Raw genomic sequence first — 24,951 nt, 5'->3', positions numbered from 1 at the left:
CAACTGGTATGAAGTACAGAGGAATCTGTTTACTTTAGTTGTACGTGAGCATATTTTTGCTAATCTTAATAGCGATCGCATGATCTAGAATACATAGATAATGTTTTTTGTCAATGCGTAAGTCCTAAACCAATTAAAATAACTCTTTTTCTATCTTGAGGTACACCATATTCCAGACAATTAATTAAACGTTCAGTTAAAGCATAGCCAACAGTTTACAATTGTTATCTTAAAGATTAATAAAATACAAGGTGTTTGTCAGTTCTACTTAAACCCTTAACATTTTCAAATAAAAAGAAATCAGATAAATATTGACAAATTAATGCTACATAAGCAGCAGACAATTTACCATGATCACCCAAGTGCCGTTTATTTTTACCAAATTACTTACTAACTACGTATTTCTGCTAAAATATGGGGATTATTTTCCGATTGTTGATAGGTTAACTTTTGTAATTCATTGGTTAAATCTGCGGTTAGTTTCTTTGCTTGAGATTTTAAATTTCCTTCAAGATAATTTACCACATCAATATGTTCACTAATATGAATATTGATATTCGTTCCCCAATTAGGATAGGGTTGACTATATTGAATTGCTACCGGTATGATTTTAATGCCTAAACCGGGATAATTAGATTCAGCTGTGAGTGCTAAACGAGAAATACCAGGTTTTAATGTGTGAATTTTACCGTCTCGAAATATCCCTCCTTCAGGATAAATGACTAACATTTGCTTCTGCTGCATTAAATCTAACACATGACGCAAGGTGGCGATCGCTGGACGATCAATATTTACAGCAAACCCTCCTAAGTGCCGTACTAACCAACCCTGTAATCCCTTACACTCATTAATTGTCACCATAAACCGCATATCTCGTCCTGTAACATGACGACCAGCCGCATAAGGTAATAATAGCGAATCCCAACGAGAACGATGAGTAGGGGCAAAAATTACTGGACCATCCGTAGGTAAATATTCTTGTCCTGTAATTTTAATATTGCCAAAATATGCTGGTATGACAAAATAACGTCCTAAAAAATACGCTATGGGAACTAACCAAGAAGAAACCCGGGAAGTATTTTCAGGTACTAAAGTATTTCCTGTATTTGTCAGGTTTTTATTGTAGAAAGTACAAGCAGATAAAAATTTCATCATAACAGTGGATATTACTTCTTGAGTCTAATGTGACACAAACTTAATTACTTCCACCGTAAATTTTCTTGGGTAATTTTTGTGCTAGTATCTGGACAGTTTGATATTTGTCTGTTATTTCTGATGCTGACGGTGAAGTAAAAACCACTTCTGTAGTTGTTCTCGACAGGCCGATTCCATAATACCTCCCAACACTTGCAAACGATGATTAGACACCAGATGATCAGGAATGTTAATAACAGTACGAATTGCGCCAGTTTTAGTATCGTCCACACCATAAATAATAGTTCCCAATCGCGCATGAATGATGGCACCAGCGCACATAGGACAAGGTTCTAAGGTTACGTACAAGCTGCAGTGAAGCAAACGCCAACTATGCAAATGTTCACTAGCAGCGCGAATAGCTATGACTTCTGCGTGAGCAGTAGGGTCTTTGTCTCGTTCTTTACGATTTTCCCCTACTGCAATTAAATCGCCTTTGGGGTCAATAATTACTGCCCCCACTGGAATTTCTCCCGCTTCACCTGCCCTATTTGCTAATTCTAAGGCATAATTCATCCATTTTTGATGTTGTAAATAGTTTAACATAGGTCATGGGTAATTAATTGGTGATGGGAGATAGCTAAATAGCTAACTATTTATATTATCATCAGACTAGATTCCAGTGGAAATATTGGCATTGTTCAGTTTAAATGTTGTACACAAATTCAATACAGCAGAAATTAACACTAGAATTTTCGGCGTTGCTGATTGAGGGTATAATCAAGGTTTGACGCAAAGGCATTCCAGGTATACAAGAGTAAGACTTTCATTTTTGTAACTTTTCCATTTCATACTCTAATTCAGCACAGCCGAATTTTCTAACTTATGCTATCATTTATTTACCATTGTGCCCCGATAATCATAGGTTTAACTTCCGTTTTACTTGGGTTTAATCTCTGTGTTTGCATCCAAGCATTTTAAAAAGATATGTAGATAAAGGTTATAGAGTTAGGTATGTCTTATTCTAAAATAATCGCTCCAATTAGCTTAACCCTAGCCATTTTCATTACGAGTTGTAGCGAAAGTAAAACCTCCCAATGTCAAAAATTGATTACCACAGTTAACCAAGGTATATCATTAATTGACACAAAGAAAGGTCAACAAGTATCAACCAGTTTACAACTATCCAAGGATCTACATAACACTACTAAATCATTAGAAAAACTAAAATTGAAGGATCCTCAACTCACAGAATATCAAAATAAATTTGTAAAAATATTTGATAAGCTATCTCAGTCCATAGCAAAAGCATCAAAAGCCCTGGGAGATACTAAAACAGCGGAAGCATCAGTACCAGGCAGAATTACAATAAAAAATGCTAGAAAACAAATAGATGCTACCCTCACAACCGCAGCTAATACTGCTGGCAAAGATTTAGATAACTTAGGAAAAGAACTCAATACTTATTGTAGTCAGCCTAAGTAGTCACCGAGTCACGGAGTCAGAATAAAGAATTTTCTCCCCGCACTTAACAAAATAACCTCGACTTTCTCGGTTGAGGTTTTTATGTTACTAACTTACCAAAATCACTAACGAAAAATGTGGAATTGACAAAAAATTATTGTAGCTATTAAGAAAAATATTACTTTATTTTAGAGATAATTTCTAAAAATTATGACAATTGCTAGTTATATTAGAAAATAATCTGAGGGTAAAATTAAATAAACTTGAATAAAATTGTACGATAACATTTTCTAAAATACTTCTGAGAAAACTATGAAAACAGAAATGATGAACTTAATTGCTACAGTTATCCAAGTATTACAAATCAATATGCGCTGGATGACATGGAATTTATTTTTAGCATTTATACCCTTAGCGTTAAGTGTTTGGTTATTTAGGAAAAAACGCGGACAAACTTGGTTATGGTGGTTAGGATTTATCGTATTTTACACTTTTTTACCTAATGCACCTTATTTATTAACAGATGTGATTCACTTAATAGATGATATTCGTCGAGTGCAATCAGTATGGATTATTGCTATCGTGTTATTTCCGGTATATTTTGTTGTGATTATGGCAGGATTTCAGGCTTATGTTATTTCCTTAATTAATATGGGTCATTATTTTCACAAAATTGGTAAAAGTTCATGGATTTTCACGGCAGAATTAATTACCCATATTCTCAATTCTATTGGTATTTATTGGGGGAGGTTTCTACGCTTCAATAGTTGGGATCTTGTGACTCAGCCTGATGCAATTATTACTAAAGGTATTGAAGAAATACTTGGTAAACAACCATTAATCATTATTTTTATTACATTCATAATTCTCTTAGGTTTATATTCGCTCATGAAACAAATTAACTTAGGAATTAGTAAACAATATCAAGATTCATCTATCAGTTATCAGTAATTAGTTATCAGTAATTAGTTATCAGCTATCAGTTGTCAGCTTAAATTCAAAAAACTCATGGCTGACGACTGACGGCTGACAGCTAATTAATTAATTAATTAATGCTTACTTCTTGCTTTCAGTAATAGGAACCCACTCTGTGTGGAATACTCCGGCTTTATCTGTACGCAGATAAGTATGAGCACCAAAATAGTCGCGTTGTGCTTGAGTTAAGTTTTGTGGTAAACGTTCTCTACGGTAGCTGTCAAAATAATCCAAAGACGCACTAAAAGCAGGTACAGGAATACCAAACTTTGCCGCAGTAACAATTACTTCCCGCCAAGCTGCTTGTCTATCGAGAATTGTTTGTTTAAACTCAGGTGCTAACAACAAGTTAGGTAAGGTAGAATTTTCATCAAACGCTTTCTTAATTTTATTCAAGAAACCAGCGCGAATAATACAACCACCCTTCCAAATACGTGCCATTTCCCCTAAATTCAAATCCCAATTATAGGTTTTAGACGCTGTGGATAATAAAGCCATACCTTGTGCATAAGAACAAATCTTAGAACAGTACAGCGCATCCCGTACCATATTCACAAAGGTTTTGATATCACCACAGTATTTAGCAGGAACAGGTCCAGTTAATTGTTTAGAAGCAGCAATTCGTTCATCTCTGATAGAAGATAAAATTCGGGAATTTACCGCCGCAATGATTGTAGGTACAGCAACGCCTAATTCTAACGCAGTTTGTACTGTCCAGCGACCAGTTCCTTTTTGTCCAGCAGCGTCTACAATTAAATCTACTAAGGGTTTCTTAGTTTCTGGATCAACGTATGGGAAAATATTAGCTGTAATCTCAATTAAGAAGGAATTGAGTTCATCGGTTTTATTCCAATCGCTAAATACTTCATGCAATTGTTGGGCATTTAAACCACCGATATTTTTCAGTAAATCGTAAGCCTCTGCAATTAACTGCATATCGCCATACTCAATACCGTTGTGAACCATTTTTACGTAGTGACCAGAACCACCAGGTCCAATATAGGTTACACAAGCACCATCATCAACTTGTGCGGCGATTTTGTTGAAAATGGGAGAAAGATATTCATAAGAACTCTTTGTACCACCTGGCATTAAAGAAGGACCATTTAACGCGCCTTCTTCTCCACCACTGACTCCCATACCAATATAGCGTAAGCCGATGGGTTCTAATTCTTGAGTGCGTCTTTCAGTGTCTTCAAACCAAGAGTTACCACCATCAATGATGATATCTCCTTCTTGTAATAAAGGTTTAAGTTGTTGAATTACCGCATCAACAGGCTTACCAGCTTGTACCATTACTAGAATTTTGCGGGGGCGTTCTAATGAGGCGACAAATTCTTCTAAGGTAAAAGCAGCTTTGACATTACGGCCTGTGGCACGGTTGGACATGAAGGCATCGGTCTTTTCACGAGAACGGTTGTACACTGCTATTGGAAAGCCATTACGCTCAACGTTTAGAGCAATGTTTTCGCCCATAACGGCTAATCCAATCACACCAAAACTTTGTAGGGTCATAAATTTATCTGACTAACTTATGTGGCTAAATTATGTGGCTAACTCTTGTAGATCCTTTCTTCTTTAAGGGTAATCTGAGATTTTCAGTTCACTTCTAAAGAAGATATTAAGAGTTGATGTAGATAGATGAAATTTACAGGCAATACAGATATTTAGTTTTATTTTGTATCTAAGTCAACAATTTAGTGACAAAATTTGCGAAATTAAAGTAGTGGCACATATTGATTAAACTGGAGCCTAAAAAAAATGCTGGCCTATTTCCTTTCTTTAACAGTTGTACTGGGTAGTTTAGCTATTTACTTATCTGCTTTCTTGCTTCCAGAAATTCATCGTAAAAATGATTTTATCTGGAGTGGTGTAGGTTTCTTTTATGCTTTAACATTATGGATTTTTGCACCCCATATTACTGGGGGCTTATTATTGGGACATTTGGCTAGTGTGTCGTTGTTGGTATGGTTTGGTTGGCAAACTTTATCTCTCCGTCGTCAACTTGTTCCAGAGGTACAACAAACGCCTTTGCCTAGTGTAGCTTTGATTAAGGTGAGTTTGCAAGAAACTATCTCTAAGTTGTCCGTCCAGAAAAACTGGACTAAGTTACAAACATTTATTGGTAATTTTGTTGGTGCTGTGAAGAATAAGGCACAGAAAAAAACGCCTGTATCTCCATCACAACCAGTAGAAAATATTCCCGAACTTCAAGAAGTGGTAAGTTCTGAATCTCCTGTAGAAGCAGTTACGGATGTATCTTTATCTTCTGAATCAGATACAAAACTACAAACTACTGTTGAAGTGGTAAGTTCTGAATCTCCTGTAGAAGCAGTTACGGATGTATCTTTATCTTCTGAATCAGATACAAAACTACAAACTACTGTTGAAGTGGTAAGTTCTGAATCTCCTGTAGAAGAAGTTACGGATGTATCTTTATCTTCTGAATCAGATACAAAACTACAAACTACTGTTGAAGTGGTAAGTTCTGAATCTCCCGTAGAAGAAGTTACGGATTTATCTTTACCTTCTGAATCAGATACAAAACTACAAACTACTGTTGATTTATCTACTATGGTAGAAGTTGTACCTGTACAGAAAGTGCTAAAAGAAAATGATTCAGAATCTGTGACACAAGACATACCACTCAATAAACCTAATAACCCAAGTTGCTAGTTATGAATTTTTGAATATTTTGTAGTTTGTAGTAGTTTGTAGGGTGCGTCAAACAGAATAATTTAGGTTAAAATTACCAATTTTAAGATTCTGACGCACCCTAAAACTCTAAACAATTATGATCTGACCGTCGCTGTTTTTAATCCCATCTGCAACAACAACCTATCAATATCAAAGTGATCTGACATTAGTTGACGAATACATTTAACTTTTATAGGCTCATGAACACGCACTTGTCCAAAAGTACGTTCTATGATTTCCACTGTGCTAAGAGTATCTAAGTCAACGGATAAGATCGGAATTTCTAACTCTTCAGCACGATTAAGGATAAATGATGGTGGTGGTAGTTGTCCAGTGAGGATTAAACATTGTGTAGATGTTTCTAAGGCTGCTTGTTGAATTTCTATGCGATCGCCTCCGGTAACTACTGCCATATTACGACGTTTGCGGAAGTATTTAACGGCTGCGTTGACATTCATTGCACCAATGGCTAAACTTTCTACTAACAAATCTAGGCGATCGCTACGACATAAAACTTCCGCTTTTAACTGTTTGACTAATTCCTCTACACTTACACTCCGTAATAAATCATTTTTGGGTAATATCCCTAAAACTCCAATTCCCTGTTTTTCTAAAAAGGGGCGTAATAATGTTTGTGCAGTATTCATAGTTTCATGGGGCACATCATTAATTACTACGCCTAGCAAATAATTGCCTAGTTGTTGTTTAGCAAATAATAAAGATTCTACTGCTATTAATGACTCATAGCGACATACCAATAGGACAGATGCATCTAAACCTTGAGATAACTGACGTAATGATAAATCAAACAAAAGTCCTTCGGATAAATTAGCAGGACCTTCTAACAATACCAAATTACCTCTAGGAACTTGTAAATATTCTTGCTCCAGTAAACTTTGATAATTAGTAACATCTTCCCCTTTTAATCGTTTCTGAATGCTAATTTCATCCAAAGATAATAAAGTAGGAGCAATGCGGTTCTCTGATAAATCCAAGCTACCAGTAATAAACTGCACATCTTCTTCCATCACAATTCCAACAGATGTGCTGACAACATTACCTAAAGGTTTACCATAAGCAATATCCAGACCTTTTTGTTGTAGCTGATGAGACAAACCTAAAACAGTTGTAGATTTACCGCTATAAGCTGCAACTGATCCAACTAGCAAATATTTAGGAAACTTAGGCACTTATGCACTCCTAATTGCAAAACTTTCTAAAATTAATGTGTTTACTCATTTTAGATGTTTATGATCAAAGGAGAAAGGTAATAAGTGACAGATAAGAAGGAGTTCAAAAAGTCACGAGATTTTTATAAGTTACAAAAATTAGCAGAAGATAAAAGACTAAGAAGAATTTTACCAATTAACTGTAAAAACCCATAAACTAATCTTCTGCCGTTTAATAAAACCTACTAAAATCTACTAGATATATCTACCTGTAAATGTTTTCAACCTGTAAGAGTCTGCGGTAAAAGTTCTTAGAAAAATCTGTAGTGTGAGAACGTCTATAATTATCATAGAGTTCAATTAAAAAATTAATAAACTCAGAACTACCCATGATGATTTCATAGGTTAAATCGGGATCACGATTAAACTGCATTCGACAACAAGTTATATCTGTGGGTAGTGTCGAAACATTCCAAGTTGCTGCAAAGGGTATACTTTCACTAGCTTCAATCACACGGCAACCTTCTACTCTACCTTGTTGGTACAGCCCTATAGCTATTGGTAAGAAGCGTAAAAGGTTTTTTTTGTTACCCATATATGGTAGATATAACTTGGCTGTTAGATCATCCACAGGCTTAATTTCATCCAGAGACATAATTAATTATACCCCCCTCTATTTTATATCAGCCTTACCTAGTTGTTGCATAATTATTATACATTCTAATATCGTCTCATGATATCATGGCTAGTAGGTTAGTTAATTTTGCTTTGTTTCAACTAAAAACAAGCTTTAAGTTGTACTAGTATAATCTGTACAATTTAAATTATAATATTTTCTCTAAATACCCCCAGGGGAATTCGAATCCCCGTTACCTCCGTGAAAGGGAGGTGTCCTAGGCCTCTAGACGATGGGGGCTTGGACTGCGATTCACTCATCACTTTTTATAATATACAGGGTTATTCCGAGAATGTCAATAGGTTAGAAAAAAAATTTTTTAATTTCTTTTTTGTGGCCTCTTGACTGTGATTGAGTGCAGGTAGAGGGGAGAAAATGCTTTAAGCTAATGTGCAGCACTCACTGTATAATTAAAAAACCTGAAGTTACATTACAGTAGCACAAGCATCTTGCTTGTATTAATTATTCAATTTAAAGGCACAACAGCTTATTCTAACTGCTGATGGCTGACGGCTGACTAATTAACTACAGTCGGTAAAGCTGGTAAATAGTGATCAAGTGCTTTATTAATAGCTGTTAAATTACAAGTTAATTGAATTTGTTCCTTTTCTAATAATCCTAAAATACAATTAGGATTATCCCGTGCTACTACTGGTAACTGATGTAAACCCCTTAACTCCATTCTATCTATAGCTTCGGATAAAGGTTCATCTTCCCAAGCATATATAATATCAGTGGTACAAATATCTAACAGAGTTTGAGTAGCAAAATTTTCCCTTATGTCCACCAAGGAATTTACTTCAGGACCCCAAATAGGTAAATTACGTCTAATATCCTCTAAAGACAAAATACCCAATAAATTGTTACTCTCATCAATAATTAAAGCACTACGCGATCGCTGATTAATCATCATCTTTGCCCCGTCCAAAACACCTAAACTACCTAATAACCTTTGCGGATTATAAACCATTGCATCTACTACTAGCATCTGTTGCCATATTTCTACCTTTTCATCTTTCAATTCTGGCAGACCGATTTGTTGCAAATTAGAGTTACTATCCATAGTTGGTTTAATTCTCTCCACCAGCCATACACTTAAACCTACCGCCGCCATTAATGGTAACACAATACGATAATCACGGGTTAACTCAAATAACATGATAATAGCAGTTAATGGTGCTCGCACACTGCCTGCCAACACCGCTGCCATTCCTACCATCGCATACGCAGGAGGGGCAGCCATATATTGTTCTATGGTAGGTATAATTAAAGCCAAAATTTTTGCATAAGCGGATCCCAAGGATGCTCCCAAATACATTGCAGGTGCGAATAAGCCTCCCACAAACCCACTACCAGCACTAATAGAAGTCATTAATAGTTTTAACACCAACAGGATCAGTAGTAAATTTAAGGAAAAATCCTCATCCTGTAACATTGCTTGGACAATACCATAACCAATACCCAAAATTTGCGGATAACGCCACCCTACTAACCCTACAATAACACCACCAATAATGGGTTTAAACCATTGGGGAATTTTTCTTAATAGATGCAAATTTGGTAGATTTCCATCAAAACCAGCCTTAAAGATGCGAATAGATTCTTTATAAGTCAGAGAAATTAAACTAGCACATAAACCCAAACCTAAATAAAGTGGTAGCTCTAAATAACTACGCACTTGATAAGCAGGTAAGGCAAAGGCAGGTTGAGAACCTAAGCCAATCTGAGCAATTAAAGCTGCTACCACTGCCGCTAATAATACTACACTTACAGCCGAAGTAGCAAAAGAAGTGGTTCCCATAACAATTTCTAAAGCGAAAAATACCCCTGCTATGGGTGCATTAAAACCCGCAGCTAAACCAGCCGCAGCACCGGCACCTAATAATAAACGCTGTCTTTCTTGGGAAACCTGTAAAATATCAGATAACAACACTCCAAAACTTGTACCTATTTCCACACTAGGTCCTTCAGGTCCTAAAGATGCACCGCTTCCTAAAGACACAGCAGCAGCAATCATCTTTGTTACAGGTCTAAGTTTATGCTTGACTGGTTTACCCTCAGTATCCGCAATTAAAGAAGATAGTCCTGGACCAAAATCCTGAGTTCTCCAGCGCATTAAACCTACAATTAATCCCCCCATAATAGGAACAGCAGCTAGAGTCCAAGCACCTAAATTGCCGATTTTTCCCATGAGTTCTTCTAACATTAAGTGATGAATAAGCTCAATCAAATAATGGAATGTCACCACACCCATCCCGGTACTGCCGCCGATTAAAATGGCTAGGAGCAGTATACCTGTTTCTGGGGAAGGTTGAAAACTATTAATTAACTGGTTAATTGGGATCTCAGGTGTGAAAAAAGCTAGGAGTTTTTTAACCTTTTTTGGAGAAGGAGGAGGTAGCAGAGTCATTGATAGTTCAGGTTCTTAGGATTTATGAGTGTTGGCACTAAAAGTTTATCTATTAATTATTACTAATTATTGCTCTACTGTTGCATAAGCATAAGTATAATCATCATTAATTTTAAAAACGTGAATAAACTGTTATATCATGTCCGGTGGAACACTTATCATATCTGTTGAGGCTGGTAATAGGTAATTGGGAAAAGGCAATACAATGATGAACTATATCGTAAGTGATTGGGCGGACATGATATTATATATTTAATTAGCATCAGTATTATAGTTAATCATGGTTAAGATAGCCTTAATATTAGGCTTGTTTCCCTTAATAAATGCAAATTAATGCAAATTAATATAAACTAAGACATAAACTAATGCAAATTAAATATCTATTTATATTAAAATAGCTTGATACAGCAATAGAAATTGTGAGATTTGTTCACTACCAATAATCAATTTACAAATAAGTAACTAATAATATAATAATTTATCTGATCCAGGACTTACGCAACTGGCAGATTGGGTTTCCACATTCTCCAAGCAGTCTGATAGCTTATTCCTTTTAATTTTGCATGGTCAGATAGTTTCATTCTCCAATCATAACACAAATGATTATATTTGACTATGTTTGACTATATTTTTGTGATTTAAACTCAATACTTGCTTATTGATCTAACTCAGGCATGAACAAAAGCTGTATCACATTTTTCTTGGTTTTATATCACACACCAGTTTTTGTATCACTGTAGAACTATGTAGATTAACCTAATCTTAATCATATAAACAATTTTTCACTAAGAATATAAAACTTACCACTTTTATTTGTACTCAAGAAACAACCAGTGCTTAAGATGCTAATTTAAAAGAATCAAATCTCTACTGTCTTATATCACAAAGAAAATGATTGAATTTATGCATGACTTGGTTAAGAGACTGTTTATAAACATATCTAACATAACTTCTTTAATATTGATCTCATTGATATGTAAATCTAGCTAAGGATTCATGATCACCTAATTTTACTTAATTACTCAAATTTGTGCAAAATTAGCAAAATTATTTGGCTGCTAATCTCCGATTTTAATAAGTAGTAACACGACAGGATATCACAATATTGTGACAAATTACTTAGAAGTCTTTTGTAATCGCAATAGTTCTTTATATACTAAAGATTTTAACTCACTATTAGTTTTTATATCTAAAGTAATACTATTAAATTTATCTACTGTCAGTCCAGTTCCTTCTACTATTTTTTTTGATTTATCACAATATTCAGCAGCGATTTTTTTAGCCTTGTTGGGTAGAGGGTAGAAACTTTTAGGATCAGTGCAAATAACTGGAGGTACATCTTTACTACCAATGATAGTTTTTATTTCCTCAAATGCTTTTTGGCGAGATGGTTCCATAGCTAATACAGCTTGGGCATAACTATTTATTTCTTTGCTGGTAATATTTGTTGATTGTGCAGCAGCTTTAAGGTGAAAATCTAATGTGGCAAAAATGATTATACCCATGACCAATTTTAATAAATTTGGTTTGGTAATTACTTTTTGCAACCAATTAGAAGCATAACCATTGTCAGTGTGTAGCATTTTGATCACCAATGTCATATAATAGGGAGGTACAATAAATATCAAGTCACAGATAAACTCACAAGGAAATTATGTCCTGAATTTACCTACAATGTTTTGTAGGATAAAAAATATGAATTATTTTTAGGGTCATAAGTTCCAATCAAGATATAATAACACCCATAAGTTTGATCTTCTTTGAGTAACCGACCAAAATTCTATATTTCCTTGTTAATTGTGATATTATAATATGAGTTTAAGTTTGTGCGTAATCGTTAAAAATGAAGAGAAGTCTTTACCTAAGTGTCTTAGTAGTGTTAAAAATATAGTTAATGAAATAGTAGTAGTTGATACAGGCTCAACTGATAAAACACGAGAGATAGCGCGTCAATTTGGTGGAAAGGTGTATGATTTTCAATGGTGTGATGATTTTAGTATAGCCAGAAATGAAGCGTTAAAATATGTAACAGGAAAATGGGTATTGGTGTTAGATGCTGATGAAACTTTAAAACCAGAAATAGTTCCACAATTAAAAGCAGCAATAGCTACAGATAAGTATATTTTAATTAATTTAATTAGACAGGAATTAGGATCAGTACAGTCTCCTTATTCATTAGTTTCTCGGTTATTTCGTAATCATGCTAATATTAAATTTAGTCGTCCTTATCATGCGTTAGTTGATGATAGTATTACGGAAATTATCAAAAAAGAATCTTATTGGAAAATTGGTTATTTATCTAATGTAGCAATTATCCATTCTGGATATCAAAAAGCTGTAATTGATCATCAAAATAAACATGGTAAAGCTATTACAGCTATGAGAAAATTTTACCAAGATCATCCTGATGATATTTATGTATGTAGTAAGTTGGGTGCTTTATATGTAGAAATGGGCGAAATTTCTCAAGGTTTAATGTTGTTAGCAAAGGGTTTAAATTTAATATTAGAAAGTGGTGATCAGGGGGAAAATATTAATTATGATATTTTGTATGAGTTACATTATCATTTAGGTATTGCTTATGGACGTTTAGGTAATTCAATTCAAGCTATTCATCATTATGATGCGGCGGTGAATTTACCTGTTTATGGTTTTTTAAAGTTAGGAAGTTATAATAATTTGGGAAATTTATTAAAAGTTCAAGGGGACTTACTTGGAGCTAAGATGGCCTATGAATTAGCAATTGGTATTGATGCAAATTTTATTACTGGTTATTATAATTTAGGGATGGTATGTAAGGCGATGGGCTTGTGGGTTGAGGCTATTAATGCTTATGATCAAGCTATCAGTTTAAATCCTGATTATGCTCAAGCATATCAAAATTTAGGGGTGGTTTTGTTAAAAATTGGTGATGTACAAAATAGTTTAATAGCCTTTGAAAATGCGATCGCTCTTCATGAACAGTATAATCCTCAAGAAGCAGAAAGGTTAAAACAGGGGTTAAAAGAAATGGGGTTTTGTTACTGAGGTGCAGGGTGTAGGGTGTGAAGTTTTGGGTTTAGCAGCGCTCATTGGTTTCAACTTAAAGGTATAGCTTCCCAAATGTGCTCTCTAATTTTTTGTGTTTCTCGATGTCGTTTTTTCGTTTTCAGGACTTACGCAACTAAAATATTGGTAGGGAGTGGTTTGACAAGCTCACCAACCACGTCAGACAGTATCAGTCATCTAAATAACCAAATTGTTGATATCTGACGCACCCACTCAACAGATTTTTTACTGTGACACTTGCGTAAGCCCTACAAATAATTTTGCTCGTTGAGCTAAATAGGTGACGACATCGGGATTTTCACCCCTGGCTAAACGCCATCGCTAAGGGTTTTACGTTAATTTGACATCAAGGAGGATTACGCTCTACCCCTACTAGGAGTCATAATAAAGAATTTTCTCTGTGTTCCCTATTCTGACAATTTTACTTCTGAGCCAAAATTATATTAGAATTAAGTTAAGTTTCATTAAGATTCTTGATATAGCAAGCATCAATGTGGTTAGTACCCCAATTAGTTGATCATCCCGTTCTCTTGACTCCAAAGTTGACTGTTGAAAACTGGTTACTAACTGCTAGATTGCTAAATTCAACAAACTACAGCATATTAAGATACATTTAGAGGCAAATTAAAGATGAAGTTTTCTTGGAGAGTTGTCGCACTTTGGTCAATACTGGCTTTAGTGATTGGCTTTTTCTTTTGGCAAGGTAATTTTGCAAATAATCCTACTGATGCAGGCAGAAATGCGGCTAATACTCGCATGACCTACGGACGCTTTTTAGAATATTTAGATGCAGATCGTGTAAACAAAGTGGATCTGTATGATGGTGGAAGAACGGCAATTATTGAAGCGAATGATCAAGATATTGAAAATCGTGTTCAACGTTGGCGAGTAGATTTACCTGTAAATGCACCTGAGTTAATTCAAAAGCTCAAAGATAAGCACGTAAGTTTTGACGCGCATCCTATGAGAAATGATGGAGCAATTTGGAGCATTTTAGGAAATTTAATTTTCCCTGTATTGCTTATAGGTGGTTTATTCTTCTTATTCCGTCGTTCTAATAACCTTCCCGGAGGTCCTGGCCAAGCGATGAACTTTGGTAAGTCTCGCGCTCGTTTCCAAATGGAAGCGAAAACTGGTGTAAAATTCGATGATGTGGCAGGTATTGAAGAAGCTAAGGAAGAATTACAAGAGGTTGTAACTTTCTTAAAGCAACCAGAAAAATTTACAGCCGTTGGTGCGCGTATTCCTAAAGGTGTGTTGCTAGTTGGACCTCCTGGTACTGGTAAAACTCTATTAGCAAAGGCGATCGCAGGTGAAGCAGGAGTACCATTTTTCAGTATTTCCGGTTCTGAGTTTGTAGAGATGTTTGTAGGTGTAGGCGCGTCCCGTGTTCGTGATTTGTTCAAGAAAGCTAAAGATAACGCTCCTTGTATCATTTTCATTGATGAAATTGATGCTGTAGGTCGTCAGCGTGGTGCTGGTATTGGTGGTGGTAACGATGAAAGGGAACAAACACTCAACCAACTATTAACTGAAATGGATGGTTTTGAAGGTAATACTGGTATTATCATCATCGCAGCTACTAACCGCCCTGATGTATTAGATGCAGCTTTATTACGTCCTGGTCGTTTCGATAGACAGGTAACGGTAGATGCACCAGATATTAAAGGACGTTTAGAAGTATTAAGAGTTCACGCTAGAAATAAGAAATTAGACGAAGGCGTATCTTTAGAAGCGATCGCTCGTCGTACTCCTGGTTTTAGTGGTGCAGACTTAGCGAACTTATTAAATGAAGCAGCGATTTTAACAGCAAGAAGACGCAAAGAAGCCATTACATTATTAGAAATTGATGATGCAGTGGATCGGGTTGTAGCTGGTATGGAAGGTACACCTTTAGTAGATAGCAAGAGTAAGCGATTAATTGCCTATCATGAAGTTGGTCATGCTTTAGTAGGTACAGTATTAAAAGACCATGATCCAGTACAAAAAGTTACCTTAATTCCTAGAGGACAGGCTCAGGGTTTAACCTGGTTTATGCCTAATGAGGAACAAGGTTTAATTACCCGTTCCCAAATCAAAGCTCGCATTGCTGGCGCTTTAGGCGGTCGTGCAGCCGAAGAGATCATTTTTGGGTCTGCGGAGGTGACAACTGGTGCTGGAGGCGATTTACAGCAGGTTAGCGGCATGGCTAGACAAATGGTAACTCGTTTTGGAATGTCCGATTTAGGTCCGTTGTCATTAGAAAGCCAACAAGGGGAAGTTTTCTTAGGTAGAGACTGGACCACTAGATCAGAATATTCGGAAGCGATCGCGTCTCGTATAGATGCACAAGTACGCGCCATTGTAGAAGACTGCTATGAAACAGCTAAGAAAATTATGCGGGAAAATCGCAGTTTAATGGATCGTTTAGTAGACCTATTAATTGACAAAGAAAGCATTGATGGGGAAGAATTTAGACAAATTGTAGCTGAGTACACTTTTGTCCCTGATAAATCGCAATTTGTACCTCAACTATAAGGTTTTGTGATGTGATCAGACCCTCAACTTCTTCAAGAAGTTGGGGATCTTTTTATTTGTAAATTAATTTGTAAATTAAAAAATTTCATTTAGAGCAGCTTCCGTTATTAAGCTAATGTGCAGCACTCACTGTATAATTAAAAAACCTGAAGTTACAGTAGCACAAGCATCTTGCTTGTATTAATTATTCAAGTTAAAAGCACAACAGCTTATGAGGTACAGATATTAATGATAAAACCCTTGTAACACAGGCATCTTGCTGTGTTCATAGTGTACCTCATGTAGATGGAATGTGCTGTAATTCTGATGCTACTTTTTCCGCCCAACCTTCTCCTGTATGTTGTTTTTTAACTTGTTTATATGAACAACAACCTAATTCTTGATGATCAAACCAGAATTTCAGTTCACTGCCAATAGCTTCATTACTAGAAAACTGATAGTCAGCCTCAGTAACTAAGATAACAGGAAATTCTGGTAGATATTCCATAGTTTTTACCTTTCTACATCCTTAACTTCTTTAGGAACTCCCGCAGTTAAAACTTCACAACCATCACTTGTGACTAATACATCATCTTCAATTCTAATACCAATTCCTACCCAACGTGGATCAATTTCTGGCTGATCTTCGGCAGGTTTTATATTTGGTACTATATATAATCCCGGTTCTATGGTTAATACATGACCCGCTTGTAAAATGTGCGAATTTTCTCCATGTTGATAAACACCGACATCGTGTACGTCTAATCCTAACCAATGACTGGTTCGGTGCATATAGAAGGGTTTATACTTCTCCCCTTCAATGAGTTTATCAATATCACCTTTAAGCAAACCGATTTCTACTAAACCCTCTGTTAAAATTCTCAAGGCTTTTTTATGGGGTGCATCAAAACCATTACCAGGTTTAACTTCTTCTATGGCTTGTTTTTGGGCTTCTAAAACAATTTCATAGAGTATTTTTTGTTCTGGTGTGAATTTACCATTTACAGGAAATGTACGGGTAATATCAGAATTATAATAACCGTAAGCGCAACCTGCATCAATCAGCAATAAATCATTATCTTGTATTTGAGAATTATTTTCAACGTAATGCAGTACGCAAGCATTCTTGCCTGATGCTACAATGGAAGGATAAGCAGGTCCCATAGCACCGCGTAGCCGGAAAATATGTTCTATTTCAGCTTGAATTTCATACTCATAACGCCCAGGAGTGCTATTTTGTAAGGCTTTATTATGGGCTTCTACCGCAATTTCTACAGCGCGACGCATTAAATTGAGTTCTGTTTTGTTTTTTACTAATCTCATGGTACTGACAATGAGACTGGCATCTTCAATACCCACTGGACCTGTACCCCGTTTAGGATAGGTACGTAACAAAGATTGATAATGTCTAAGGATAGTATCATTAAATGAGCGATCGCGTCCAAAATGATAATATAAACGATCTGCTTTTTCTAAATATTGCGGTAACTTCTCATTCAACTCCGTAATAGGATAAGCCACATCAGCACCATAAAGTTCTTTTGCAGCATCTACACCGCATAAATAACCATTCCAAACCTCTTTTTCTGGATCTTTAGGTTGTACAAATAAAATAAAACGATGTTCAGGATGATGAGGTGCTAACACTGCCACCGCTTGAGGTTCATTAAATCCAGTTAAATAGAAAAAGTCACTATCTTGACGATAATTATATTCTACATCATTATGCATAACTGCGGTAGGTGCGCTTCTGAAAATAGCCGTACCATTAGCGATTTTGCTCATTAATTGTTGACGACGTTGTTGATATTCTGATGAAGTCATGTCAGGTTTTGATGAAAATTTGTAGAAAATATCAGCTATTTTAACGAATTTTTTGGCAAGAACCAGATATTTATTAAGATATTTGTTAGAGGTTATTAGAGGATGTTTTAAAAATTTTTAATGTATCAATAAACCCCTCCCCCATACGGGGAGAGGCAAGGTTGGTAGGGTGTATCATAATGTACACTATGATCTACATTCTGAGAAACCCTATTTAATTATTTAATTATTTAACTATTTAACTTAACCCGCTTTTCAGCTATCTTCAACCAGTGTACCACTCTGGAGTCAGTCTTTCTGTATCAGCAATGGTAGTCTCAGTAGCTAAAGTACCATTCATAGTCCAAATAACATCAGCACTGGTTTGTTGATCACGCCAGTAAATATCTGTTTTACCATCACCATTAAAGTCGCCCAAAGATGCTGTTAAACCAGCGCGGTTACTAGGGAGGAAGGCTTCAGAACTGATGGCTGTACCATCCATTAACCAGGCAGTATTCGCGCCTGTAGTCTGGTTGTGCCAGAAAATGTCGGTTTTACCATCGCCATTAAAATCACCTATCTTGGCTGTCCAACCAGTGTCTAGTGTGTTGAGAACTCCTTCAGTGACAAACACACCATTCATAGTCCAAATTTTATTTTCGCCGGTGGTGGTGTTGCGCCATAAAATATCAGTTTTCATATCACCATTAAAATCACCCAGGCTGTAACCCCAAGAAGCATCTTGTGATTGTAAATCATATTTGGTGGCTTGACTACCATCCATAAACCACACGCTATTTGCACCTGTGGTAGTATCACGCCAGAAAAGATCACTCTTACCATTGCCATCAAAGTCTACAATTTCTGCTGTTAAACCTAAACTAGTGGTTTCTAATAAGGTAGCGCCAATTACTTTTGTACCATTCATTTGCCAAAGCGCATTTTGACCTGTTTGTGTATTATGCCAGAAAATATCGGTTTTGCGATCGCCATTAAAATCACCAATTTGGGCATTCCAACCAGGATCTACTCGATCTAATGCTACATAATTAGCGACTTTTGTACCATTCATTAATACGAGAACATTTTCCCCAGTTTGTTGATTTCTTAATAGGAAATCGGTTTTATTATCACCATCGAAATCAGCTAAATTGTACTTCCAGGTTTGTAAATCATATTTACCTAATGATGCTTGTTCTAAAACTTTTGTACCATCCATTAACCGGACAAAAATTTCTCCAGTTTGGATATTTACCCAAAGTTTATCTGTTTTACCATCTGCATTAAAATCAGGAACTATAGCCGCACTAGTGAGATAGGGATTAGGATTAGGGTTAAGACTGCCATTAAAAGGGTTAGGATCTGGCAGTAATGCCGAAGTCTTTGTATCTAATTCGTTATTTGGCATGACTTTTTTTATGTGCAATTAATATTAAGTTTTAATAGTAATTTTATTAAGATTCTGTAAATAATAAACATTAAGATAATTTGTTTTGTTGAATGTCATTATTTATTGATATAATGCTTTTTTGTCTCACCTAAAAATCTATTTTTGACCAAGAAATTATAAATACATAGATGAGAAATTAAGACGATGCTTGAAAAGTAAGAAAAGATGTAAAAATCTCTCTGGTGTATAAGAAGTTATTTGAAATGTATTACATAAAACCAATAATCTCCAAAAATCTAACCAACTTTCGCCACATGGCCTTTTCATTATCGAAAATTTAGCAAAAGAAAGAGTAAAACTTTTACTTATACTGCTTCTTTCTTTTGTTTTTAAAATATCAGTAAATAGGGTTTGCTGAAAAAGTTATCTGTAATGTTTTCAACTGTTATTTTTTATTAAATTATGATACCTACTCTGGGAAAGCCATCAATTATCATGTAATTTCTATTGATGTGCTCAGAATAAGAAGCCTCACTTCTGATATTAGTATGACCTACACAAGTGTCACATTAAAAAATCTGTTCTAGGGTGCATCAGATATCAACAATTTGGTTATTTACATGATTTATACTGTCTGACGTAGTTGGTCAGCTTGTCGAACCACACCTCACCAATATACCAGTTGCGTAAGTCCTGATTAGTAAGGCTTCAATATATGTTAGATTATAAAACCTCAAAGGTTAACTTACTGAGATTTGCCTATGGGTTTAATGGTGGGTTTAAGCGTGGATTTCGTGGGTTTAAGTGTGGGTTTAAGCGTGGATTTCGTGGGTTTAAGTGTGGGTTTAAGCGTGGATTTCGTGGGTTTAAGTGTGGGTTTAATGGTGGGTTTAAGTGTGGGTTTAAGTGTGGGTTTAATGGTTGGTTTAAGCGTGGGTTTAAGTGTGGGTTTAATGGTTGGTTTAAGCGTGGGTTTAGTTGAGCATTAGTAACTTCTGCTTTAGTACCAGAAGTATTAGCTTCAACTCCAGGGATAGAAATAGCCATAGGAGTGGTAAATGCTACAGCTAACAGTAAAACTTTGATTAACTTATTCATAAAAGAAGTTTTCATCACTAGTAAAGAACTGTATAGTTATCCTACAATCTCTGTATTTGAAATGTGACAAAAAAATTGTTAGTTTAGACACAAGAACTACTATACTTAACTAACTTGTAATTATAGTCACAAACTAGAATTTGTCAATTGTATCAATATAGATTATTGATTAATAAAAATGTTTAATTTGATACTATATTATACTTAGCTCCATTAAACTATCGGACATTTCAAAATTAGCTGTAACGTTTTGTACGTCATCTAATTTTTCTAAAATATCAATTAACTTTAACAAAGATTTAGCATGAGCGTTATCTGTGATTTCAATATAATTATCCGGTATCCAGCGCAATTCTACATCTATAATCGTCAACCCAGCTTTTTTAAATGTTTGACTGAGGTTTTCTAAATTGGCAATTTCTGTAAATATTTCAATGATATCATCAGTTATTTCATAGGACTGGGCACCAGCTTCTAAGGAAATTTCTAAAAGTTGTTCTTCACTGACAACATTTTCAAGAATACAAACGCCTTTTTGAGTAAACATCCAACTTACACAACCCGTTTCACCGAGATTACCACCATTTTTACTCAATGATACCCGTAAATCTGCGGCTGTGCGATTTCTATTATCTGTTAACGCTTCTATTAAAATTGCTACTCCACCTGGTCCATAACCTTCATAACGAATTTCTTCTAAAATGCTATTATCGTTGAAAGTACCTGCTCCTTTAGCGATCGCACGTTCAATATTATCATTAGGAATACCTGCTGCTTTAGCTTTTTCAATGGCAGTTCTTAATTGAAAGTTACCTGCTGGATCTGGTATACCATTCCTAGCAGCAACAATAATTGCTCTTGATAATTGTGTAAAGGTTTTACCCCTTTTTGCATCTACTACAGCCTTTTGACGCTTAATATTTGCCCATTTACTATGTCCAGCCATAACCTGAAAATTTTACATCCGATTGTCACCAATATCTTAATATATAACAGCAAGATCCAGATCCCCAACTTCTTAAAGAAGTCCGGGATCTAAATATTATTTCAAATTATTAAGAGTTATTTACATAAACAAGATAAATATAGTAATCATAAATAGCTAAAACCTTATTAAAGACTAGGTTTCAACAATTACCTACTAAATAAATACTTAAAAAACCTTATTCTTTTTTTGCTCAAACTTTTGCGACAATCCTATTTAATAAACGTAATCATAGTTTTGGAACTAATTAAGGGAGAAAACCCGATGAAATTAGCTTATTGGATGTATGCTGGTCCGGCTCACATTGGTACATTAAGAGTAGCGAGTTCTTTTAAAAATGTTCATGCTATTATGCACGCACCCCTAGGAGATGATTATTTTAATGTAATGCGTTCGATGTTATCCAGAGAACGTGATTTTACACCTGTTACCGCTAGTATTGTAGATCGTCATGTATTAGCGCGTGGTTCTCAGGAAAAAGTAGTAGATAATATAACTCGCAAAGATGCAGAAGAACATCCTGATTTAATCGTTTTAACTCCCACTTGTACATCTAGTATTTTACAAGAAGATTTGCAGAATTTTGTGGAAAGAGCGCAAATAGATACTAAGGGTGATGTATTATTAGCGGATGTGAATCATTATCGAGTAAATGAGTTACAAGCAGCAGATAGAACTTTACATCAAATTGTGCAATTTTACATTCAAAAAGCACAAAAAAAAGGTGAATTATCCACAGAGAAAACGGTTAAACCAAGCGTTAATATTATTGGTGTTTCCACTTTAGGATTTCACAATAATCATGATTGTACAGAATTGAAAAAGTTGATGAATAATTTAGGAATTGAAGTCAATGCTGTAATTCCCGAAGGTGCTTCAGTTCATGAATTAAAGAACTTACCAAAAGCCTGGTTTAATTTAGTTCCTTATCGGGAATTAGGAATGATGACTGCCAATTATTTACAAGCTGAATTTGGTACTCCTTTTATAGATATTACACCAATGGGAGTAGTGGAAACTGCTAGATGTATTCGCAAAATTCAAGAAGTAATTAATGCTCAAGGTGCTACTGTTAATTATGAGGAATTGATCAACGAACAAACATTATATGTATCACAAGCGGCGTGGTTTTCTCGTTCTATTGACTGTCAGAATTTAACTGGTAAGAAAGCAGTGGTATTTGGTGATAGTACCCATGCCGCGGCTATGACGAAAATCTTATCAAGAGAAATGGGTATTCATGTAGTTTGGGCTGGTACCTATTGTAAGTATGATGCAGAATGGTTTAAAGAACAAGTGAGTGAATATTGTGATGAGATTTTAATTACAGAAGATCATGGAGAAATTGGGGATGCGATCGCTCGTGTTGAACCTGCTGCCATATTTGGAACACAGATGGAACGCCATGTAGGTAAACGTTTGAATATTCCCTGTGGTGTAATTGCTGCGCCAATTCATGTGCAAAATTTCCCCATTGGTTATAAACCATTTATGGGTTATGAAGGTACAAATCAAATTACAGATTTAATCTATAATTCCTTTACTCTGGGGATGGAAGATCATCTTTTAGAAATTTTTGGAGGACATGATACTAAAGAGGTAATTACTAAGGGAATATCTGCAGAATCTGATTTGAATTGGACAAAAGATGGGTTAGCAGAATTGAATAAAATTCCTGGTTTTGTAAGGGGTAAAGTGAAGCGAAATACAGAAAAGTTTGCCCGTGAACGTGGTTTGAAAGATATTTCGGCTGAGGTTTTATATGCTGCTAAGGAGGCTGTAGGAGCATAGTTTATTGCTTAACCACAACTACGAAAGGTAGTTATGTAGTTGAGCTAAAGCTCAACTACCGATTTACATACTATCTTCTTCTACCAAAGCCCGAAGAACGTCTTGTTGATGAACCTCCACCACTACCAAAACTATTAGAACTACGTTGTGTCGTAGATTGAGATTTATCAGAACTTCTCAGGGTACTACCACCAAAACCTGAACCAGTAGCACGTCCATTGGTATTCTTTGTCGCGCTTGTTGTAGTTGATGAATTTCTTAAATTTCCTGTGGTGCGGAATGTGGTACGATTTTTTACGGCTGCTGGTGGACTATTATAGCGTGAACGGTAATTAGAAACTGCTGCATCATAACTAGAACCATAACCACCATACCCTGTCATAATACCTCCCGGCTGATATACTGGAGGTACATAGTACTGTGGTCTAAATAATAAACTACCAATAGCTTGTCCCGCTACAGCACCAGCAAATGGAGCCCAAAAACTACTTTCTTGACGAACTATGATAGTTTCTCTTTGTCCTGTTTGTGGGTTATTTCTAGTTTCTGTGACATTATGCACATACTCAATTTTAAAATCTTCACTCATATATAAGCTAGGTTGACCATTTTCTACTTTCAAATAAGTCTTTTTCCCAGCTTTAATTTCCTCATCTGTCAATCTTGCCATTTGTAAGTTTTCTGTGGCAAAACTAGGAGGTTTATGATTCAACAAAAATAATGTATACTCTCCATTAGCATCATTGTATGTACCCTGTTGTACATCATATTGACCATCGTTAAGTTTGGTAGGAGTCACACTTTGACTCACATTTCTATTATTAGATGTGGATGATGTGGTTTGATTTCCACCTCCACAAGCAACTGTTGTTAAGCACAAAGTTAAGGCTAAACAAATGACTGTAAATTTACGTAATATGATCATAATCATTGTTTTACTGTTGTATTGTTCAGGTTGGTGGTTTTTGGTATTGTCAAAGTTTGCTAAGTATTGCCAGTCTTTTTTATTCATGACTCAAAGCTGCAATCTGATAAATTTTTACAATGGAATCAATTCTGGATAATACTCTAATAATTGATCATTGGTAAGTTCATCTCCCAACCTTGCTGGAGAAAAATGTACTTGAATAGCCCGTAATTTATGTTTATAATGCAGATTAATTATAGCTTTTAAACCTTCTTTCAAGGCTTGTCTATTGGATAAATCTGTTTCTATGTCAGGAACTTCCCCTTCACAAGCTATTGTAATCATAATCATGATATTACGAGTTACTGGCAGTGATAGTAATTCACTACTACTATCTAATTGTAAATCTGCACCATACCTCTGTGCCGAGTCAGTAAATAGTTCATTAAAGTAGTCTCCTGCTTCCCCTTCATTCCAAAAAACATCTCCTTCATTGGATGCAGAATGCCAATATTGATCATACTGTAAGATAGTCTGACAAATATCTACTAATCCTTCTCCTAATTCTTCTATGTCCCCTTCTGTATCTATTGCCTCTCTTGCTACCCGATTTAATATTCCTAATATTGGTGCAACATCACTTCCGTTTAAGTTTAGAAATAATCGAGATACAATATAACGAGTTTTACCGATCATACGATTAAATGTGTCCCGCATTGTTTTTCCTCAAAGTTTGGTTTTTTATACCCAAGATGAATTTTACCAATTATGACGTTTATTTTAGCTTGTTCGGAGACTTTATATATGGGTGCACAGTTTCCCACAGATAACATTAATATAGATGAAATTGAAGATTTTGTCAAGGGGTAAATCAGGCGATCGCTCTCAATTTTCTATACCATATA

20 protein-coding genes, 1 tRNA gene and 1 pseudogene are annotated in these 24,951 nt (G+C 35.5%); 7 read left to right on the top strand and 15 right to left on the bottom strand.

Annotated elements, in window-relative coordinates; all coding sequences use genetic code 11:
* Positions 1–110 precede the first annotated feature (110 nt).
* From H6F32_RS15095 to tadA, 3 genes and pseudogenes are all read right to left on the bottom strand, one after another.
* Positions 111–368 (bottom strand): annotated as a pseudogene (locus H6F32_RS15095) (DNA cytosine methyltransferase); the annotation flags it as partial.
* 22 nt (positions 369–390) lie between these two features.
* A complete protein-coding gene (locus tag H6F32_RS15090; protein ID WP_190370133.1) occupies positions 391–1,155 on the bottom strand; it encodes a 1-acyl-sn-glycerol-3-phosphate acyltransferase in 765 nt (254 codons plus the stop codon).
* A 111-nt stretch (positions 1,156–1,266) separates the two neighbouring features.
* Positions 1,267–1,740: a tRNA adenosine(34) deaminase TadA gene (gene tadA / locus H6F32_RS15085; protein WP_206754651.1), complete on the bottom strand. Its 474-nt coding sequence runs from the start codon at positions 1,738–1,740 to the stop codon at positions 1,267–1,269.
* A gap of 408 nt (positions 1,741–2,148) precedes the next feature.
* On the opposite strand from tadA, the gene H6F32_RS15080 reads away from it, so the two are divergent.
* Entirely contained in the window at positions 2,149–2,619 is a 471-nt protein-coding gene (locus tag H6F32_RS15080) for a hypothetical protein (protein WP_190370132.1), read from the top strand.
* 291 nt (positions 2,620–2,910) lie between these two features.
* On the top strand, positions 2,911–3,549 hold the full coding sequence (locus H6F32_RS15075) for a DUF1361 domain-containing protein (protein WP_190370131.1): 639 nt from the start codon (positions 2,911–2,913) through the stop codon (positions 3,547–3,549).
* A gap of 105 nt (positions 3,550–3,654) precedes the next feature.
* Here the strand turns inward: H6F32_RS15075 and gndA are convergent, their stop codons facing one another.
* Positions 3,655–5,088 carry an NADP-dependent phosphogluconate dehydrogenase gene (gene gndA, locus H6F32_RS15070; protein WP_190370130.1) on the bottom strand — a complete coding sequence of 478 codons (1,434 nt, stop codon included), beginning with the start codon at positions 5,086–5,088 and terminating at the stop codon, positions 3,655–3,657.
* Positions 5,089–5,334: 246 nt separating this feature from the next.
* On the opposite strand from gndA, the gene H6F32_RS15065 reads away from it, so the two are divergent.
* Positions 5,335–6,249 (top strand): Ycf66 family protein, encoded by a 915-nt coding sequence (locus H6F32_RS15065; RefSeq protein WP_190370129.1) that lies wholly within the window; start codon positions 5,335–5,337, stop codon positions 6,247–6,249.
* A gap of 116 nt (positions 6,250–6,365) precedes the next feature.
* Here the strand turns inward: H6F32_RS15065 and H6F32_RS15060 are convergent, their stop codons facing one another.
* The 5 genes from H6F32_RS15060 to H6F32_RS15040 all read right to left on the bottom strand — a co-directional run bounded on the left by H6F32_RS15060 (position 6,366) and on the right by H6F32_RS15040 (position 12,108).
* Positions 6,366–7,460, bottom strand: coding sequence for a DRTGG domain-containing protein (locus H6F32_RS15060; RefSeq protein WP_190370128.1), 1,095 nt, complete (start codon positions 7,458–7,460; stop codon positions 6,366–6,368).
* Between the two features lie 244 nt (positions 7,461–7,704).
* Positions 7,705–8,094: a type IV pilus biogenesis protein EbsA gene (gene ebsA, locus H6F32_RS15055; RefSeq protein ID WP_190370127.1), complete on the bottom strand. Its 390-nt coding sequence runs from the start codon at positions 8,092–8,094 to the stop codon at positions 7,705–7,707.
* A 188-nt stretch (positions 8,095–8,282) separates the two neighbouring features.
* Positions 8,283–8,355: transfer RNA gene (locus H6F32_RS15050), tRNA-Glu, on the bottom strand.
* 277 nt (positions 8,356–8,632) lie between these two features.
* Positions 8,633–10,525, bottom strand: coding sequence for a chloride channel protein (locus tag H6F32_RS15045; protein ID WP_190370126.1), 1,893 nt, complete (start codon positions 10,523–10,525; stop codon positions 8,633–8,635).
* A 1,115-nt stretch (positions 10,526–11,640) separates the two neighbouring features.
* On the bottom strand, positions 11,641–12,108 hold the full coding sequence (locus tag H6F32_RS15040) for a DUF4168 domain-containing protein (protein WP_190370125.1): 468 nt from the start codon (positions 12,106–12,108) through the stop codon (positions 11,641–11,643).
* A gap of 229 nt (positions 12,109–12,337) precedes the next feature.
* Here H6F32_RS15040 and H6F32_RS15035 point away from each other — a divergent pair, with 229 nt between their 5' ends.
* Complete coding sequence (locus tag H6F32_RS15035; RefSeq protein WP_190370124.1) at positions 12,338–13,552, top strand: glycosyltransferase; 1,215 nt, start codon at positions 12,338–12,340, stop codon at positions 13,550–13,552.
* Positions 13,553–14,203: 651 nt separating this feature from the next.
* The gene (ftsH2, locus tag H6F32_RS15030; protein ID WP_190370123.1) at positions 14,204–16,090 is read left to right on the top strand and encodes an ATP-dependent zinc metalloprotease FtsH2; all 1,887 of its coding nucleotides are present in this window, start codon (positions 14,204–14,206) and stop codon (positions 16,088–16,090) included.
* A gap of 277 nt (positions 16,091–16,367) precedes the next feature.
* On the opposite strand, the gene H6F32_RS15025 is transcribed toward ftsH2, so the two are convergent.
* From H6F32_RS15025 to H6F32_RS15015, 3 genes are all read right to left on the bottom strand, one after another.
* Positions 16,368–16,577 (bottom strand): hypothetical protein, encoded by a 210-nt coding sequence (locus tag H6F32_RS15025; RefSeq protein ID WP_190370122.1) that lies wholly within the window; start codon positions 16,575–16,577, stop codon positions 16,368–16,370.
* 5 nt (positions 16,578–16,582) lie between these two features.
* Positions 16,583–17,893: an aminopeptidase P N-terminal domain-containing protein gene (locus H6F32_RS15020; protein WP_190370121.1), complete on the bottom strand. Its 1,311-nt coding sequence runs from the start codon at positions 17,891–17,893 to the stop codon at positions 16,583–16,585.
* Between the two features lie 265 nt (positions 17,894–18,158).
* Entirely contained in the window at positions 18,159–19,283 is a 1,125-nt protein-coding gene (locus tag H6F32_RS15015) for a VCBS repeat-containing protein (protein WP_190370120.1), read from the bottom strand.
* 743 nt (positions 19,284–20,026) lie between these two features.
* On the opposite strand from H6F32_RS15015, the gene H6F32_RS15010 reads away from it, so the two are divergent.
* Positions 20,027–20,254: a hypothetical protein gene (locus H6F32_RS15010; RefSeq protein WP_190370119.1), complete on the top strand. Its 228-nt coding sequence runs from the start codon at positions 20,027–20,029 to the stop codon at positions 20,252–20,254.
* 302 nt (positions 20,255–20,556) lie between these two features.
* Here the strand turns inward: H6F32_RS15010 and H6F32_RS15005 are convergent, their stop codons facing one another.
* Positions 20,557–21,309, bottom strand: coding sequence for a YebC/PmpR family DNA-binding transcriptional regulator (locus tag H6F32_RS15005; RefSeq protein WP_190370118.1), 753 nt, complete (start codon positions 21,307–21,309; stop codon positions 20,557–20,559).
* Positions 21,310–21,612: 303 nt separating this feature from the next.
* Between H6F32_RS15005 and bchB the strand changes: the two genes are divergently transcribed.
* On the top strand, positions 21,613–23,139 hold the full coding sequence (gene bchB / locus H6F32_RS15000) for a ferredoxin:protochlorophyllide reductase (ATP-dependent) subunit B (protein WP_190370117.1): 1,527 nt from the start codon (positions 21,613–21,615) through the stop codon (positions 23,137–23,139).
* A 70-nt stretch (positions 23,140–23,209) separates the two neighbouring features.
* Here the strand turns inward: bchB and H6F32_RS14995 are convergent, their stop codons facing one another.
* Both H6F32_RS14995 and H6F32_RS14990 read right to left on the bottom strand, forming a co-directional pair.
* Entirely contained in the window at positions 23,210–24,070 is an 861-nt protein-coding gene (locus H6F32_RS14995; RefSeq protein WP_190370135.1) for a hypothetical protein, read from the bottom strand.
* A gap of 108 nt (positions 24,071–24,178) precedes the next feature.
* On the bottom strand, positions 24,179–24,763 hold the full coding sequence (locus tag H6F32_RS14990; RefSeq protein WP_190370116.1) for a DUF1517 domain-containing protein: 585 nt from the start codon (positions 24,761–24,763) through the stop codon (positions 24,179–24,181).
* Positions 24,764–24,951 lie beyond the last annotated feature (188 nt).

This window comes from Anabaena sp. FACHB-1237 (assembly GCF_014696225.1).
Lineage (GTDB): Bacteria > Cyanobacteriota > Cyanobacteriia > Cyanobacteriales > Nostocaceae > FACHB-1237.
This window is presented reverse-complemented; position numbering and strand designations above follow the sequence as displayed.